Raw genomic sequence first — 17,904 nt, 5'->3', positions numbered from 1 at the left:
GTGATGACATAACTATTAGTCATCACTCATTATCTTTACTCAATTACTTTCACTATTTTACTATAATACTTAACAATATAAACCTAATAATCTCAGATACAATATAAATAAGTGGCTTTAACAAACTATTGAGTTTATGACAAATATCAATGCTCATTTTCAACCTGAAAATTTGAACAAAGATGACGATTTAGCTACATTATTAGCTAATCGCCTAACTCCTACTGCTGACCAAATTGCAGAGTGGCTACAGTCACCACTAATTAAACAGTGGCTAACTAAGCAACCTATGGGGATTCCAAATACTCTTAAGGTGGAAATTATTAACACTATTATCAAAAATATTAACTCGAAGCAGAATGAAGATTGTCAAGTGCAATATGGTGGCGCAGTAATCGGGGTTGACGTACTACGGTGGCAACTGTGGGCATCCTATCGACCACCTTTTGGTAGTACTATCAAAAGTCCCGATTGTCCTTACACATTGCTTCTTCATTTAGAGAGCCAGACTAATAAACTTGCCTGACTGATTTGGCTAACAAAGCAATTGGCCCAAAGCAATATCTGCACTCCAAGAAAACCTGCTGTCAGTTTTAGAACTGCGGCTGAAAGCTTTATCTAGGAGCTGTCTAGGTAAAACTGCACAAATCAGTGCATTAAGGACTTAATACTACCTAGACAATGATCATGATGCAACATCAGCGATCTCACTCGACTGCTCCCGCTGCTTCGCCGGCAGTAGTTTGAGTTTGGTGCAGTGCTGAATGCTCCTACTTTTGCCTATGCCGGGAGCTAAAAAACTTGGGTTACACACAAAGCGATTAAGCCACTAAAAAAAATAAACTGAAAATGCCTAAATAGTTGTATAGCAGGATAGCGATTAACAAGAGTGCTATTTAACAAGGGATCACAAGCCATTGAATTTAACATCAGCCGGAGATAATTTTCTACAATCTCCTTAAAGTAAGCACCTTTGCCCCTTTTGCTCAGCCCAAGCCTACACCTGTAATACTTGTGTAATTAATTGCGAGCCAGTGAGCGTTTTGACCTCATCTATAACTTGTTAACTATTTAGGCATTTTCAGTTTATTTTTTGCACCTATTTTTAGGTTTTCAAAAATCATGCCCTTTTTACCACCCAAATCGGGAAAATGGGCTTGCCTTCAAGTAAAGCAATTGCACCCGTGGTTAGTGCAATCGCCTCCCAAAGATTTACTTCGATCCGGCGTTCAGTTGACGAATCTTTTCCAAGATAGTTTGGTGATAGCCTGTCTCTCCCTGCTGCAAAAATAAACTATCGAGCTTTTTGTAGTCAGCGATGCCGAAGGCGGGCGCTCTCGCGCCATCGCTCCCTTGTTATCTCCCAGCTTTACACGGAGCGAAGCCCTGTTAAGGTAAGCCCTGGTGCTGCTTGGTTTTAGTTCGATTGCTTTGGTGTAATCTGCAATTGCTCCCTGGTAATCCTTAATTGCTTCACGAGAAACACCCCGGTTACTGTACGCCATGCTGCTGTCTGGAGCCAGAATTATTGCATAAGTGTAGTCAGCAATCGCCAAGCGGTACTTTCCTGAAGCTGCACGGGCAGCACCGCGATTGCTGTAAGCTGTAGCTCCCTTGGGGGACAAGCGTATAGCTTGATCGTAATCTTCAATAGCTCCTTTATAATCACCAGAGTTGTATTTTATGACACCCCTATTGACGTAGTATGCATAATCTTCTGGCTCTAACTGGGCTAGTTGTGCGGGTACTATCTGAGCCTGGGCTATCGGTGCGTATACTGTTGCTCCTAATACCAGTATTGCAATGATTACTTTCAGTCCGTTCATTTTTGGTTCTTCTTAAGTATTTGTGAATTAATCCGGTTGTCTTTATTACCTGTGTGATATTAAAGCAGATATCAAAACTGAAATTGCTAGCAGGGAATTTGCTTAAGCGTGATTAAGCAGACGCAAAAATTATGTCAGCATTGATATCGAAAACGATATCAAAACTGTGGCTGGGCGGGGGACGAGGCATTAGTACAAGTATTGGTACAGACAGGGGGTGAAAACTCTGGTGATTACATTAATGGTTCTTTTCCGGAATTTTGATCATTTCAAATTAGTCACTTAGTTAAAAAGAATTCAGCGCACAAAACTAATTGTGAGTGACCAAATAATTACAAATTTTGTAATTAGTAATTATTGGTAAAGATAGGAATTGCGTAGACGAGTGAATTAACACTATTTGTTGCAGAAAATTGTCGAGTTAACTAGACAAGAAAAATTTTTCTATCCAGGTTATTGGACTCTCCGAAACAAAAATGCTGTAGAAGAGAAGAGAGGGGCGAAGACTACTCTAATTACGCCCAAAGAAAAACCTGCCCCGTGGACTGGGATAATAAGAACACGTAGGGATGTTGATGGGGCAGCAACCTTGAAGATTGACAGGCACGGGAGAGCAAAGATTCTCTCAGGGGACGATATTCAGCTTCTCTTCTCGCAGGGGGTGGAGTCCTTGCGAGACGAAGCGCTGTTTGCAGTGATGCTTTACACAGCGTGTCGGGTTTCGGAAGCAGTGACATTGCTCAAGCGCGATGTCTATGATGCCAAAGGAAAAGTTAGAGCCAAAATCATCTTTCGCAAAGGAAACACGAAAGGAAAACTAGCTACCCGTGTCATCCCGGTGATTCAAGAGTTGCGAATCCACCTAAAAGCGTACAAACCACGAGATGATTCTAAGTGGTTGTTTCCAGGAAATGCTGACCACAAGAGAGCTAATAGCCACCTGCACCCGGATTCGGCACAGTGGATATTGCGTCAAGCTTGCAAACGAGTGGGAATTGAAGGGGTTAGTTCTCACAGCTTTCGCCGCACAGCACTAACTTCAATGAGTAATGCTGGAATTCCGTTAAGGGTAATTCAGGAAATCTCTGGGCATCGCACCCTAGATGAGCTGTACAAGTACCTGGAGGTGAAAGAAGAACAGGTATTGGGAGCAGTATCATCTTTAGCGCTGCTTGCTCCGGTCAGAAAAAACGACTTCGGGAAACCTATGAAAGACGAAGTGACCGATAATTCAATACGCAAAAGGCATTGACTCCATTTTAGTAAAAAATCGATTTGACATAGGCTAGTTGAGCAACCACCGTAAAATTGCTGAGAATAAAAGTAGAAATTGCTTCGTAAGTACGCGAAATCGGGAGAGAAATTTAGCCCCCCTGCATCGGCAACACCTCCTCAGATAGCAAGGCATAAAATTCCGGTACTTGAGATTCAACAAGCCGCAGTTCATTCGCCGCGATCGCTTCCAACTCCAGCACCGTCTCCCAGCGCAAATCGGAACACCATCGTTTAAGGGTATTTTTCAGTGCCGAAACTCCAAGTGTAATAGCACAGCGAAGCATTTCCACGCAATAAAGTAGAGAAATGCGCTCCTGATCGGGTTCTAGCCGCGTAGTATCCCCCCCCTCATAATGGGAAATCCCTATAGCATTCTGGGGGGGGGTGGATACGGGGTGCTGACTCGACTCAACGCTATGCTGGGACTGGATTGCAGCCTGATATGGGTCTACAGTTTGGGCAACGTAACAAACGTGCGACTCTTTCAAGGTGCGCTGTTGTTGGCGGTGAGCAAGAACCTGGAGAGCAAATTCTAATTCCTCCACAGATAGTGAGTAAATTTTCACCTGCTGACCGCGTGGCCCCTGCTTGCGGCAGGCCAACTTTAGCCCCAGTTGTTCAAGCATTGTGGCGAGTAGCCAAATTGGTTCACAGTCACTAGGGACAGTAAACCCAAGAATTGCTTTAATATGAGCAGCGCAATTTAATGCGTGAGCGGTCATATTTAACAGTTCGCTGTCGCTGGCAGTAATTTCACCCCCGGCGATTAAATGAGTGAGGATGTGATGCAAACCCAAGTTGAAACGGGCCAGCCACCGCGCCGAATAATTGCCCCAGTCGATGCACAAAGGTAAATTGTCGCGTTCGGTGCGGTCAAAATCTGTGACAAGTTTTGGAGGACTTGGGTATTGTCTGAGAGTCTTGGGGTCAACAATCTCGTCGCTTGGTTTTTCCAGAATTGCCTCAAGGGAAGCGATCGCTCGAATCAACCGACCACCCGCATCTTTTTCAACTAGTTCCGGCGTCACTTCTATACCGTAAGCTGAGAAAATGCGGAATTTCTCACATTCAAAAACGTCTTGTGGAGAAAGGTAATCCTTACTCTGGCGGAGACGATATTCACTTGGGGTAATATTGTTAGCTCTGGCAACAGCTGAGCAATGGGCAGTGTTCAAAGCCTGTGCTGCTGATTTCAATTGTTTTTGGGCTTTAGTATCACTATCGCTGCCGAGGGGTACTATAGTATTGCCCATTTCAGTGAGCAGCAAACGCAGGTCATCGCGCAGATTATTCAGAGAATAGTGACGGTTTGCCTGAATTTGACAGAAAGCCTCTAGCGCCCAGTCCTTTTCTGCGCCGCGCTTTCCTGTTTCACGGTCAATCCGCAACAGAAAAGCAGTTATTTCGTTGGTTTGCAATATGTGTTCTTTAATCTTGTGGGCATTAGTATCTTTGTAACCGAAGGGAGGACGCGGGGCCACCCAAACGTGAAAGGGGACTTTTGGGCGATAGCGGTAGAGCTGTTGGGCGCACTCGGTTGCAGTTTGGGAAACTGCATGGAACACACCGAATACCAAATCAAAATGATATTGGGCAATGTCTACCCCAGTCCCCAGGCTAGGAGAAGTGAACAAAGCATCAAGGTTTTTGACGGCGTTGGTGATATCTTTGATGAATGCAATGTTCTCTTCAGAGCCGGAATTATCGGAGTGAACAGACCAGATGCGTAGTCCTGATAAATGATTGCTGGCTGACTTGGAATCGGATGATTCTTCTATTTTTATTGTTAGGGACTTTTCAAGTTTCTTAATAAAACGCTTGGAGTCGCTAACAACCATGATTTTCTGCCCTGCCATCAGAGCCGCTGAAATTTGGGCGACTATGGCACTAGAATTATCCCCCTCATACCAGTAAATTGTGCGATCGCCGTTTCGCCACTCGTTCTTGATAATGTAGGGGACTTCACCCTTGGGGCGCATGGAGAGGAAGAAGTCCAGGGTTAAATCATCCATGTGTGCATCAGCGATGACAACCAGTGGCGCGTTGTATACTATATATTCCAGTACTTCAAGTATGGCTGCGCGATGTGCCTTGCAAGTATTACTGTGCAGTAGGTGGGTGAGGTATTGGCAAGCTTCATCAATAAATATGCAGCCGTATGTGAGGGCTTGAGTGTTGAGCTTGTACAAGCTGTCGATAGTAATCGACAGAGCTGTGGCTTGAGCTAAACCCATGTAACCCAAGTCTGAATACATGGCAGTTCTCAAGCGATCACTGAGATTTTTCAGCAAGTTAACGCGATGCCCATTGTTGAGGAACCGAGCGTCGGGGTTTTGGTCACGCCACCAGCGCATGAGTTCGGTTTTGCCTGTCCCCATGTCACTCCACAAAACCACGAGTCCCCTTTGGGGAAATCGAAAAGTCGGTCTTGGAGCAGGGGGGGCAGAGGGAGCTTTTGAGGCTCTTGAGGTATGGGAGGCAGTAGAAGAAAAAGAATTATTGAACAGTAATTCTTTCTCCCCTTGCTTCTCCACTTCCCCTGCTCCTCCACTTCCCCTGCCCGCTGCCCCCTTATCCCCGGACAGATTGCTAACACTTGGTGTAAACAATTGTTCTTTCTCAATAGAGTAAAGTGGCGGAACTGATGAGCATTTTTCTATCAAGTTAGGAATGTTGAGAGCTTCACTCAGATATTGAACGTTGACTGTCACATCGGGTTTATACTTGCTTAGTCCCCATTTTTTCGCGCGATAGCCGCGTTGGTAATCAGCAAGCGATTTGGCATCATCAACAATTGCAGTCAACAGAGCGTTGGCATCTTCGCCGCGACCAACCACAAAATCATCCACACCTTTTTCTGGCCCCGGCAATAATGCAACTTCACAAGTAGCACCAACTGCCTCGATTGCTTTACCAGTACGAATAGTGGCTTGAAAAACTGACCACCGGGTATTGCTTCTGGTTTCGTAGTCGAATAATATAATGAACTTGCGCCCTGGTTGTGCCAATGGTAATAAATCTGGGTGTAGTCGTTCATCAAAGTCCCGTTTGCCTACGCGACCATTCCAAATTCCCGGCAGCGCGATCGCCACATATCCCATACTGAGCAAGCAAGCTGCCTTTTTTTCGCCCTCGCATAAGATTACGGGAATCTCTGGATGTGCAATTATCCACTCCCAAAATATCAGTGGATTGAGTTGATCCAGCAAGCGCAGCGCTAAAAGCTCAAGATGCCGCTTAACTCCATAGCGTTTTACGACCAAATCCCAAACGGGGTCAGCGACATCGAAGTAAGTGACACGGTTGGCGGTTTTGGGGGGCGATTCGTACTTAACGGGCTTGCCTTTCTCCCAGTCCATGCGGGGCAAGTTCGGTTTAATCCGTCCCCATTCCATTGGTTGCCAATTCTTGAACGGGTCAAGTGACTGAATCCATGTCCCCCCCAACAGCAAATGCTGATATTGCCTTATGTATGCATCTGTGACTCGACCTGCATTTTTCCGGGGGATTTTATCGGAGATGAACAGGAAATCATAAACTGATTCCCCTTCAATGTGGAAGAAGTTGCGCTCGACCAGTGCCGGGTGAATCGCACTACCAACTGTTAGCTCATGGTACTCGGTTGCCGTGAGGTTGTTGGGATATTCAATTTGGGAATTGTTCATTAGCTGACGCCCCCGGCCGTGAAGGAGCGTCCAAGTAAATTTCTCCTTGCTGCTGAAATTCCAGAATTGTTAATTAGGATATGAGTACTGAACATCTCCCCAGTTTCTAAAACCGTGCCAAATACAAAATCAAGCTCTGGGGAGATCAACAGCAATAGCTCAGCTTGCGGGTCTAACTCAAAGACTGTGTTAACCAACTGGTTCTGTTTTATTAAAATTTGTTTGTAATCATTGCTCGTAGCACTAATGATTGCAACTGCACGATTAGATATGTGGATGCTGTTTCCTCGATGCCAAAACCAGTTTGTACGCTCCAACAAAGCCGCTCTAGTAAGGACATTTTGAAAGTGAGTTTCTCGAAAATAACTTGAATATTTCTGTTGCTCATCAAAACTGGGCTGTTGGGATGGCACACAAACAACCCCCGACAGCCTACATCCGACACCCTTTTGTATGGGGCGCTCGCTATTTTTCACAGTATTTACCTCTGATGACTTGGTTGACAAGTTCAGAGGGGGTTATTCGCGCTGCTACTGCTTTTAACTACAAAATTCTCACTTTTTCTTCATCAAACTTAACATATTCCCAATTTAAAGAATTTTAACAGCCAAAAATTTGCCACCAATGGACGCTATGGTGACAACCCGTGTATAATACGGGAAGCAGCGCGGATTATACTCTCGGACAAATTTAGTGGTCGTCTTGGTCTGCAAACTTCAACAACCGCTTATCTTGTTCCTTCGAGATCAACCCCTGCTCTGAGGTTATATGCAATTTAAGACCCGCACAAAGCGCTACTCCTTAGTGGCGCTTTTTGCGTTGAATACACGTGATGTTCTATATGACCTCCATATTTTTCTTCAATTAGCTTGATCTTACAGAAGTTGTGTTCATCTGACATCTGGTTTTGTCTCGTTTTTTGGTTAAATGTTCTGACATTAATTGGCATTGACCAATTTTATTGAGACAAAACTACCAAATAAGGTTGGTATTATGTCACTCGAGTACAGTTATAGTTTAACTGTAACTTTTATAACTATTTAAGTATACAGTTTTGCTACCTCTAGAAAGTATCAATTTTAATCTTATATCCTGAAGTAGCAATTATAGCAAGCAGGATATTATTAAGAAATAAAACCAAAGTCTAGGTTGGCAGAAAAAAGTCTATATTATCTGCCAGTATAAATAAAAAAGACTTGGTTGTTTGACATAAAGGCTATAATACTGTATGAATTTATACAAAAATGATGTCCTGGATATAGAAAGAGTACTGGAAATATTGGAAGAGCGAGTGCTTCAACATACTGGAAGAAATTTATTGAAATCCGAGAGAGCTGTAGTTAAAGGGTCTTGGGATGGCAAAGATTACAAACAAATAGCGAGTGATTATGGATACAACGCGCACTATTTGCACAAAACAGTGGGGCCACAGTTGTGGACAATACTTTCAGAAGCTATTGGGAAGGGAGTTGAGATAAAAAAAACGAATTTAAAAAATATCTTACTTGAACTAGCAAAAAGAGATTATCTCGAAAAACTAGAAATATCAGACCTTGAGAATAATTATTTAATAGGTAAGGTAAAATTTTGTGGAGACTTACCTAAAGTATCATCTTTTTATGGAAGAGAAGAAGATATTAACTATTTGAAGAACCAAATTCTACTTTTTAAACAACGCTGTGTGTCTATAACTGGAGTCGGAGGGATTGGTAAAAGCTTATTAGCTGCTAAATTAGTAGAAGAAATACTTTTGGAGAATTCTGATAGATATGATTATGTCATTTGGAAAAAAATTGAACCTTCTTCATCACTTAATGAAATAGTTACAGAATTGCTTAAAATTTTTAATATAGAAGAGGAGGAGAATAAACCTTTTATAAATAAAGTTTCTTTGCTTTCCAAAGTTTTTTCTTCTTACAAATGCCTATTAATAATAGATGGATTTGAAGCTTTAGTACAAGCACGGTTTTCTGAAAATAAAATAGATATTGAAGATTTTTTTAATGTAATTACGAAGGAACAGTACCTAAGTTGTACAATTATTACAAGTCAAGTACCTTTAAAGGAATTTGCTTATCTTATTGTCAAATTACCTGTTTTATATCTAAAGTTAGAAGGACTAGACACAAACGCAGCAATAGAAATGTTGCATGAAAAAGGTTTAAAAGGAAAAGAATGTAAAGAACTAATTGAAACTTATCGTGGAAATCCATCGGAGTTAGAGGCAGTTGCTAATAAAATTAATCATTATTTTGGAGGGAGTATTCAAAAATTTTTTGAGTTTAAGACTACTACTATGGGAACTCAATTTCAATTTATGTTACATTTGCAATTTGGAAATCCTGGCTTCTTAAGTAAGCTGCAAAGAGAAATGTTAATTTATTTAGCAGAGCAGATATCAGAGAACCAAAATCCAATTCCGTTCTCTGTATTGATTCAGTATTTAAAAGAAAAGTTAGGGGAAGTATCAATTTCTAAAGTTATGACAGAAATTGAGATTTTAGAGCAGCGTTCCTTAATTGAAACTAATCATGAATTAAGCAAAAGAGAAGTTAGTTATAACTTACAACCAGTTGTTAAGAAGTATATTTTAATAGATCCACTTGGTTTAGTATATGGAACTTCTGCTCAAACAGGATTTAATAATTATATGGAGGCCGGGTAGTCCCTGTGGTCTACTGTATAAACCCATTTTGCTCGCAGCGTGAGAATCCTGAAGATGCTGTTCACTGCTTAGCTTGCGGAAATCCTCTGCTTATAAATGGGCATATCCGTTTACTACGCCCATTGCGCTCTTTAACGGAAGATCCATATACTTACACAGACATCTTTGAGGTCGAGGATACTGGCACTTCTTTGCATCCAGAAACTCAAAGAAGAGTAATGAAAATTTTAAAGTGGATTAATGAGCCTAAATTAGTTGAGCTACTTCGGCGGGAATCAATTATATTACAGACTTTAGATCATCCTGGAATACCCAAGTCTAATAGAGAAGATTATTTCACTTTTGCCCTAAATGGCAATCTTTTAGTGATGCATTGCCTTGTAATGCAAAAGTTTGAAGGGGAAGATTTAAAGCAGTGGATAAAAAAATACGGACGAATTTCACAAAATATTGCATTAGACTGGTTATTGCAATTAGTCAATATCCTTGATCTCGTACATCGGAATGAGTACTTCCATAGAGACATTAAACCAGATAATATTATTCATCAACCAGATGGGAAGATAGCACTTATTGATTTTGGTGGAGCGCGAGAGATTAGTAGAACATTCTTAGCGAAACTTAGTACTAATGGAGGAACCAGTACAGGGAGTAGTATGGGTTATGAAATAACTGCTGTTCGGTCAGCTTATTATTCTCCTTTAGAGCAAATTCATGGACAGGCTGTACCACAATCAGACTTCTATGCGCTAGGAAGAACTTTTGTTCATTTAGTAACAGGTATATCTTTAGCTAATATTAAAAGTGATGAGAAAACAGGAAAACTCCTTTGGAGAGATAAAGCACCTCATATAGATAAGTTCTTCGCAGATTTGATTGATGATCTAATTGCTCCTTTTCCTGGTCAACGTCCGCAAAATACTCAAATAATTTTGCAAAGGCTAAGGAAGATTCCTTACCAAAGCAAAATTTATAAGTTAATTAATTATAGAGCATTTTTATTTAGCGCATCAATTTTATTAATTGCTATAGGTTTCGTTGTAAATTGTAAAATAGCTTTACCACTACTAGTTAATAGTTTAATAGCTCAAGGAGAAAAGTCGGAAGCTGCAAATGATTCTCAATCTGCTCAAAAGTTTTTTGACTCAGCTATAAAATTTAATCCCCAAGTTAAAGCTAATATTTCTAAGTTTTATTTTGATAAAGCATCTCGAAGTACTAAAAATGTAAGAGAGGGTAAAAAATATTTTGAGTTATCATTAAAGTACAATAATCAAGATGTAGACAATTATAATAATTTAGCTTTTGCTTGCCAGTTATTGAATGAGTTTGAATGTGCAAGCACTAATTATAAAAAAGCTTTGGAACTGAAGCCTGATAACTGGGAAGGGCATTATGGATTGGGAACTTTTTATGATGATCAAGGGAAAAAAGATTTGGCAGAGCAGCAGTATGAGTTGGCTATAAAAAATAATAATCAAGCGATTCCAGTTATTAATAATCTCTCCAGACTGAAAGTTTTAAAAGGTGATTATAATGCGGCGATCGCTCTAGCACTACAAGGCTTACAGAAGACTAAAGAAGCCAAGTTACAAGCTGCATTGTATAAAAATTTAGGTTGGGCAAAGTTCGAGCAGAAGAAATATACCGAAGCGAAGGAATATTTAGAAAAAGCTGAAGAATTAGATGCTCAAAGAGCAGATACTCACTGCTTACTGGCACAAGTTCAAGAAGCTTTAGGAGATAACGATAATTCCTGGCTTTCTTGGGAAGCCTGCTTATTATTGGAGGCGAAACAGCCAGAAGTCTTTCTCTGGCGGGGGAATGTATTACAAAGAATTAGGCTCAAGCCTGATTCTCAACAGTGAAGGACAACCCCATAACAGGCTTTAATCGTATCAAACAGCTAAAAGTACTTTTCGTTCTCTGGCTAGATAAAATTACAATGCAGACCACAGCTAACCCAACTAAAAAAATTCGTGTAGTCCACAGAGTTACAAGCCTCGTATCAATATCAGCGCTAATCCTTTTGGTTACAGGCAGTGCATGGGGACAGCAACGCACATTAGAAAAAAAATTGTGCGATGAGCCGAGTGGTCGAGTTTATAACACGGGTGATCGCTTTCTGAGAGCGGGAAGATATTTGTGTTTGGGACAGCGGATCAATCCTATCAATGGAAGTGCAGTCCAAGTTTTATGCTTTTTAAATCGAAAAATTCTCTATTTAAAGCAGAGTACTATTTTCAATGCACAAATATGTGCGCCACCACCTAACGAAGCTTTACAGTGTTCAGTATTAAATGTAGCCCCTTGTCCACACGACTATAAGGGGCCAGATGATGAAAAAGATGCGCCGATTGTAACTAGTCCTTACGGCAGTTCAATTATAAATAATAGACCACAAATCTCTTGGCGCTCAGTGGCAGGCGCTGATAGCTATACAGTAGTAGTAAAAGGCAATGGTGTTAATTGGGAAGTAGACGTAAAAAACGCTGTAACACTATCATATCCGAAAGAGCGAAAAGAATTACGGTATGGCAATACGTATACAATCACTGTAATTAGTAACCAGGGTGATCAACCTTTGAATTCTAGTCCTTTAGTAGTCCATCTTTTACCTGGTAATGATGTTGAGGAAATTAGGGAGCAAGTCAAGCAAATTAATGAGTTGGGATTGCCAGCTGATGAAGCTGCTTTCCGCGATTTGGATGCTATATATATGTCAAAGCTTCTTTTAGATGAATCAATTAAAACATTAAAAGCACGAGTCGCGGCAGGTAGCCAAAATCCGAGTATCTATAGACTACTGGGCGATCGCTATTTAGGAGCCTTGTTACCATTAGAGGCAGGACAAGCCTATACGAAGGCAGAGCAATTGGCTAAGAGTAGCGGTAATGGATCTGAATTAGAAAAGGTACGCTCTGGGTTGGAATTGTTGAAATTATTTAAAGATCGTTGATCTTTGAACAATTCAGATTCAGTAGTCGATGCAATTCGGATAAACTCTTGAGGTAGCATAGGGGAAAAGCTTGTAGTCTGCCAATCCGGAATTGTTGGGTGAGGGCAACTTATTGGGGTTCGTGTTAAAGGGGAAAGAGCTAAAAACATTCTTGCCCTTTTCATCTTGTTCAATAAATTGCCAACCTTAAGAGATAACTTTCTGGCGTTGTCGTACCAATGAAACTAAAGCCAGCCGCCAATAAGTAAAAATGCTGCCCAATGTGACGGGTGCTGATATTGAGGGTTTGATATCAGTTGCAATTGTGCAAGACGTAGCGCCTCGACCTTAGTCAAACCATCTTTCAACCTTTGATAAAATTCTTTCATAAGTAAAGCGGTAGAATCAGCATCTACTTGCCAGAGAGTCGCTATGGTACTTCTGGCTCCGGCTTGTGCTGCCACTCCAGCCATTCCTAATATTGATTTTTTGTTACCTTTGGCTGTTTGGCAAGCACTCAAAACTAATAATTCAATTCCTTCTTGACTAGACTGAGTTTTTTCTTTGAGTAAATTATTAAATTCTGAGACAGTAATTGGTTTATCCCAAGCAAAAATCATTGTTTGGTCAGCAACAGAACTAAATTGAGCATGAGTAGTGAGGTGAACTATTGAAAAACTATCTGTACTTAATTCTTTATCTAGCATTGGGCTAAGAAACTCTTCGTTTAGCAATACTTTTGAAGAAGTAATTCCTTTTTTGACATTTGCTATTTCTAGTTCCACCCCTGGCAACGCTTTGAGTCCTTTAGGAGCATTGGGAGCGTAAAAACTAGGGCTGACTTTGCTGAGTCCAGCAATGAAAGCTATTAACTGCTTCTGTTTCAAAAGTTTAGGTGGTTGTACTCTCGAACCCAAAGTCCCTGTAATACCGTAGCGCTCGATTAAATAATTTTTTCCATCATGAAGCAAGCTCATCGGTAAGCTTTGGAAAGATGCATCCAAAGTAAATACTAGCGTTCCTGATGTTGGTAAATATTTAATAGGTGCAATTAATAATTTATGCAGGACTTGAGAATGTTTAAGGATCACACTTTCATTAGCGTAAGCAAGATTTTTGTCTTGTAAAGTATCTACTAGATTATTAATATGCTCCCTAATAAGTTGAGAATCAACAGAGTGATGATGAAGAGGTTGCTTGGAAGATTTAGAGATAACTTCTACGCTATCAACTAAGTCAATTATATGAATAATTGTTAGATTAGGATCTGAGTTTTGAATTTCATTTAAAGCTACAAGGTTAAGTCTGCCACATTGAAGATAATTCTCTAACTCTTTTATTTTAAATTCTTCATGTAGTTTGATTACTTTTTCTACATTAGTATCAGGATTTGCTAGTAGTAATTTTAGGTAACTTCGATAAACAGGTTCTACTTTTTCATAAAAAAAGAATTGTGTATCAGGATTGCTAGCTAAAAGGTTAGCACGAACTTGCGTTAGGTTATTAATAGCAGCTTGGTAAAACTTGGAAGCAGGTTCATATTTTCCCTGTTTTCTATATAGATCACCTAACTCTTGCTGCCATTCATAAGCGACATCCCATGCCTGAATTGATTGAGCAAACCCTAAAGCTTGCTTAAAGTATATTTGTGATTTATTTGGGTTTAATCTTGCTAGGGTTCCCCAACAGAACGATTGTAAAAGTTGGTTATTAATACTTTGTCCACTTTGTAACGCGGATTCTGTATACTGTATAGCTATAGATTGTAATTGTTTATTGTCAGTTTTATTTAGACTATCAGCAAAGTTGAGTTTGGCATAGGCTCCTTGGCTAATAGGTAATTCATCGAAGGAGAAAGAGTTTGTGATAATTGAGTCTATTAAAGGTTGAATTTGTTGATTAATATTATTCTTAGGAGTTGCAAATCTCTGACTTGTTTCTGACTCAGCTTCCATCCATTGACTAAAATCTAAAAGTAGCTTTAAGCTGTGTAGTTGGGCTTGCAATTTTGTAGTGGCAGGGGCTTTTTCTAATTTATTAACTTGTTGATAATACTCAAGCGATAAGAGTGCATTTTTTTGAATACTAGCAACAGTTTCTTTTTTGTAAACTAGTTCTTCTATCCATTTGTATTGTGAGCGCGAACGCTCGTACATTGACTGTTTACTATCTCCCAAACATAGCAAAATCGAACTAACATCTTTATTTGGTGTTATTTTTTGAGTCAACAACAACGTTTTTTTTAAAACTATTTCTGATTCTTCTAAATTACCTAATAAACGTAAGACATCTCCCAAGTTTTGTAATGCTAACAAATTTACAGGAGTAGGTTTTACTCGATTGATAGCTGTATTGAGTGCTTTCCTACTCTTCTTTCTAAGAGGATAATAAATTGGAGAATAACTTGATTTATCTATTTTTAAAGCTTCTAGGAGTACGTCACAGGCATTCAAGTATAGCCCTAACCCTTGGAGAGCGAGATTTTGATTAATTAAATTTCCAGTAACGCCTTCATCTGAGCCTAGTTTACGATAAATTTTAGTGGCTTCTTCCCAAGTCTTAATAGCTGACGAATACTCACCTCGATTTAATAGTTCATGTCCTTTTTCAGTCAGCAATTGTGCTTGTTCTTGTTGTGTGATTTTGTTGTCACTTTGAGCTAGGAGTTTTGATGGCTTGCCGACTGCCATTAGGAAACCTGCAACACCACAAAATAAGTATCTGCGTCTGGTAATTTTCATTGATTTCTCCAGATTATGGGAATAATGTTGATGCAGAAGCTGGTTTAGAGTCTGTAGTCAAGCAAAATCTCTCAGGCGATGCTTCAGCCACAGCAGCTAGTTGATTAGGAGATGCTAATAAATTGACATCTCCTGATGGTTCTATCAGTACTGATTGAGCTTCCACAATTGGCCGAACTTTTTTACTTGGCGAGCTTTGTTGCTCTAAATTGTTATCTGCTGAAACTCTAACCGGGTTACCGTACCATCCACTATTTTTAGAAGTTTCACTGACAAAGTAACGTGGGGCGCTACCAGTCCCAATAATTACAAATTCACTGGTTCCTGCTGTACCTGCACGTCCTTGGCAAGCTGAAGTAATTTCAGGATCTAGTTGAATTGTTAGAGGTACTGCTTTGGCAGGTACAACATTCTCATTTGAAATGTTAAATTCAACCTTGCCATTAATTCCTAATTGAGAACTAGCTGTAAATTGGCTATCGCGAGAAGCAAATAATCCTTGAGCATTAATCTGAATGTTCCCACCACGCCCTTTGTAAGCATTAGCTGTGATACTACTGTTTCCCATAGCAGTTAGGATATCTGTGTTGACGTTGATGTTTCCACCATCACCATTAGTTCCTTGTGTACCAGCAGTTGCAGATATATAACTGTCTTGTAGGTAGACCGCTTTAGAGTTGATACCAATGTCACCTCCCTGCCCAACAGCAGTAATTGCAGCAATAGCCCCTTGATTTGTGACGCGAGTAGTATTGGTATTAATTTGGACTTTCCCTGCATTGCCTAAGCCATTATTTATAACGCTGACTATAGCGCCATTAGCAACATTAAAGTTGGGCGTATTTAGAGTTATACTTCCTGCATTTCCAAAAGGAATTGGCGGTAAATTATATATTATCCGTATAATCTCATTTGATGAAATATCTGCTGCTGAGGTTATGGAGCTAAGGTTTTTTAAGGTTGAACCGATCCCTGAAACTTTTATTGAATTAAAAGCGTTAATATTTATATCACCAGCATTACCGTAAGCAAATGTATCTGTATTTATACTTCCGCCTTCTTGAACAAACAAGTTTAACGTATTAATAGCAAGATTTCCTGCATCACCATACCCTTGAGTAATAGCAGTGACTGAACTAGATTGAAGTATTGACTCTCCTGTTAATTTTAAATTTTCTGTGTTTACTAAAACATCGCCACCATTACCTTTACCATAAGTAGCAGATCCTAAAGTGCCTCCATTTTTAATAATTATATTTTCTGAAGTTAGATTTAAGCTTCCGCCTTGTCCGTAGGAGACAGAACTTGTAGTAAAAGTTCCATTATTTTCTATAATTACATTTCTTATTTTTGCAGTTATATCTCCTCCAGATCCAGAATTATAACTGAAGCTGTTAATACCTCCGTATCCCAAGGGATTGACAGACGATGGAATAGAACCAGCACTCCTTAAATCATTAGCTTTTAATATTACATTGCCACCTAATGCTTCACCAAAGGTAGTTGTGGCTATTTGTGATCCTTCAATGTTAATTTTATTTGCTGTAATTTGAATATTTTCCCCAGGTGTATTTCCAAAATTGCTCGTAAAGATAGAACTTAAACTTAATGGAGTTGAATCTTTAATCTCTAAATTATTAGAAACATTAAACCTAATTTCTCCATCTATTTTGTTCCCATGATTTTGACTAAAGATTGAGGAACCACTTAATATTTCTATATTACGTCCTTGTACATTAATAGTGTTACCTTTACCCTGATAGCTGTTAACAAAGACTAGAGAGTTATTACGGAAAACAATATTATTTAATAATAGATTTTTTTCATCATTAAAAAATAATTTATTATTCTCCTGTTCAATATTGAGTATTCCTTGATTAATACTTCTTAGTTCAATTCTTCCATCACGATTACTAATAATACCTCCGTCTAACAAAATATCTCCTCCTATCAAAGCTAAAGTTTTACCAGGATTAACTTGTAAACCATTAGCAAACTCGCTAGCATCTAGAGGAATTCTAAAATCAGAATCTTCAAAAATATGTCCTGTACCCTTAACTTCAATTCTTGCAGTACTTCCTTCAAACTGAAGTTCGCTAGGTACACTAATAGTCAATAAAGGTTTAGTTTGTGGATTTCTAGCACTAAACCGAAAGCCATTACTAAAGTTAATACTACTTGCAGTACTACCAACAAACGAGCCACCAATATCTAAACGTGCATTTTGACCAAAAACAATTCCATTCGGATTGATCAAAAATAAGTTAGCAGTGCCATTAGCACGGATCAATCCATCGATATTAGAAGTAGAGCTACCAGTGACTCTACTAATAATGTTTTGAATATTTGTAGCATTGTTAAAAAAAACAGTGTTATCTTTTGTTATAGAGAATTCTATAAAGCTGTGAAACAGATTGTTTCCTGATTGACTACCTCCTTCAATAACAATGGTATTTTTCTTCAGGTTTGTAGTAGTATTTTGGGGTAATGTTGTATCTGGAATTATCTGAGCTTTACATGAAAAGATAGTCAAGCAATGAATAAATGTTGATATTACAACAATTTTTATAGAAGAGTAATGTTTGTTTTTCATTATATTCATATTAACAAACTATAAGAACAAACTTTTTATCAGAGGTGAATGAGTTTAACAAGCCTAATTGCAAAAATAGACTTGTTACTATAATTTATAACCACTACTTTATATGTGAATATAAAATAGAGACTAAATACTTTGGAAACAATCTTTATACTTTGTTCTGTAAAACATGAGCAAAGTCAGCATAGTTTACTT

The 17,904-nt window shown here is 39.3% G+C and carries 10 protein-coding genes; 5 read left to right on the top strand and 5 right to left on the bottom strand.

What is annotated here, in order from left to right:
• Window positions 1–136 precede the first annotated feature (136 nt).
• Window positions 137–526, top strand: a complete 390-nt coding sequence (locus WKK05_RS41055) for a hypothetical protein (protein ID WP_341531743.1) — start codon at window positions 137–139, stop codon at window positions 524–526.
• 703 nt (window positions 527–1,229) lie between these two features.
• Here the strand turns inward: WKK05_RS41055 and WKK05_RS41050 are convergent.
• Window positions 1,230–1,826, bottom strand: a complete 597-nt coding sequence (locus WKK05_RS41050) for a tetratricopeptide repeat protein (RefSeq protein ID WP_341531970.1) — start codon at window positions 1,824–1,826, stop codon at window positions 1,230–1,232.
• 400 nt (window positions 1,827–2,226) lie between these two features.
• Between WKK05_RS41050 and WKK05_RS41045 the strand changes: the two genes are divergently transcribed.
• On the top strand, window positions 2,227–3,078 hold the full coding sequence (locus WKK05_RS41045) for a site-specific integrase (RefSeq protein ID WP_341531969.1): 852 nt from the start codon (window positions 2,227–2,229) through the stop codon (window positions 3,076–3,078).
• A 112-nt stretch (window positions 3,079–3,190) separates the two neighbouring features.
• Here the strand turns inward: WKK05_RS41045 and WKK05_RS41040 are convergent, their stop codons facing one another.
• Entirely contained in the window at window positions 3,191–6,766 is a 3,576-nt protein-coding gene (locus tag WKK05_RS41040) for a plasmid replication protein, CyRepA1 family (RefSeq protein WP_341531968.1), read from the bottom strand.
• On the bottom strand, window positions 6,766–7,242 hold the full coding sequence (locus tag WKK05_RS41035) for a hypothetical protein (protein WP_341531967.1): 477 nt from the start codon (window positions 7,240–7,242) through the stop codon (window positions 6,766–6,768). The genes WKK05_RS41040 and WKK05_RS41035 overlap by 1 nt, the downstream gene beginning before the upstream one ends.
• Window positions 7,243–7,994: 752 nt before the next feature.
• On the opposite strand from WKK05_RS41035, the gene WKK05_RS41030 reads away from it, so the two are divergent.
• The 3 genes from WKK05_RS41030 (at window position 7,995) to WKK05_RS41020 (ending at window position 12,390) form a co-directional block, all read left to right on the top strand.
• A complete protein-coding gene (locus tag WKK05_RS41030; RefSeq protein WP_341531966.1) occupies window positions 7,995–9,431 on the top strand; it encodes an NB-ARC domain-containing protein in 1,437 nt (478 codons plus the stop codon).
• 5 nt (window positions 9,432–9,436) lie between these two features.
• Entirely contained in the window at window positions 9,437–11,299 is a 1,863-nt protein-coding gene (locus WKK05_RS41025; protein WP_341531965.1) for a tetratricopeptide repeat protein, read from the top strand.
• Between the two features lie 77 nt (window positions 11,300–11,376).
• Window positions 11,377–12,390: a hypothetical protein gene (locus WKK05_RS41020; protein WP_341531964.1), complete on the top strand. Its 1,014-nt coding sequence runs from the start codon at window positions 11,377–11,379 to the stop codon at window positions 12,388–12,390.
• A 224-nt stretch (window positions 12,391–12,614) separates the two neighbouring features.
• Here the strand turns inward: WKK05_RS41020 and WKK05_RS41015 are convergent, their stop codons facing one another.
• Window positions 12,615–15,110, bottom strand: coding sequence for a CHAT domain-containing protein (locus WKK05_RS41015; RefSeq protein ID WP_341531963.1), 2,496 nt, complete (start codon window positions 15,108–15,110; stop codon window positions 12,615–12,617).
• A 13-nt stretch (window positions 15,111–15,123) separates the two neighbouring features.
• The gene (locus WKK05_RS41010; RefSeq protein WP_341531962.1) at window positions 15,124–17,703 is read right to left on the bottom strand and encodes a filamentous hemagglutinin N-terminal domain-containing protein; all 2,580 of its coding nucleotides are present in this window, start codon (window positions 17,701–17,703) and stop codon (window positions 15,124–15,126) included.
• Window positions 17,704–17,904: the final 201 nt, after the last annotated feature.

The sequence above is a fragment of the Nostoc sp. UHCC 0302 genome (genome assembly GCF_038096175.1).
Lineage (GTDB): Bacteria > Cyanobacteriota > Cyanobacteriia > Cyanobacteriales > Nostocaceae > UHCC-0302.
The sequence above is the reverse complement of the archived record's forward strand: the minus strand, read 5'-3'. Positions and strand labels throughout refer to the sequence as shown.

Excerpts from the sequence above, each read along its gene's own strand:
- WKK05_RS41020 (WP_341531964.1), top strand. The coding sequence starts at position 11,377 with ATGCAGACCACAGCTAACCCAACTAAAAAAATTCGTGTAGTCCACAGA.
- WKK05_RS41055 (WP_341531743.1), top strand. The coding sequence starts at position 137 with ATGACAAATATCAATGCTCATTTTCAACCTGAAAATTTGAACAAAGAT.
- WKK05_RS41040 (WP_341531968.1), bottom strand. The coding sequence starts at position 6,766 with ATGAACAATTCCCAAATTGAATATCCCAACAACCTCACGGCAACCGAG.
- WKK05_RS41030 (WP_341531966.1), top strand. The coding sequence starts at position 7,995 with ATGAATTTATACAAAAATGATGTCCTGGATATAGAAAGAGTACTGGAA.
- WKK05_RS41050 (WP_341531970.1), bottom strand. The coding sequence starts at position 1,826 with ATGAACGGACTGAAAGTAATCATTGCAATACTGGTATTAGGAGCAACA.
- WKK05_RS41010 (WP_341531962.1), bottom strand. The coding sequence starts at position 17,703 with ATGAAAAACAAACATTACTCTTCTATAAAAATTGTTGTAATATCAACA.
- WKK05_RS41015 (WP_341531963.1), bottom strand. The coding sequence starts at position 15,110 with ATGAAAATTACCAGACGCAGATACTTATTTTGTGGTGTTGCAGGTTTC.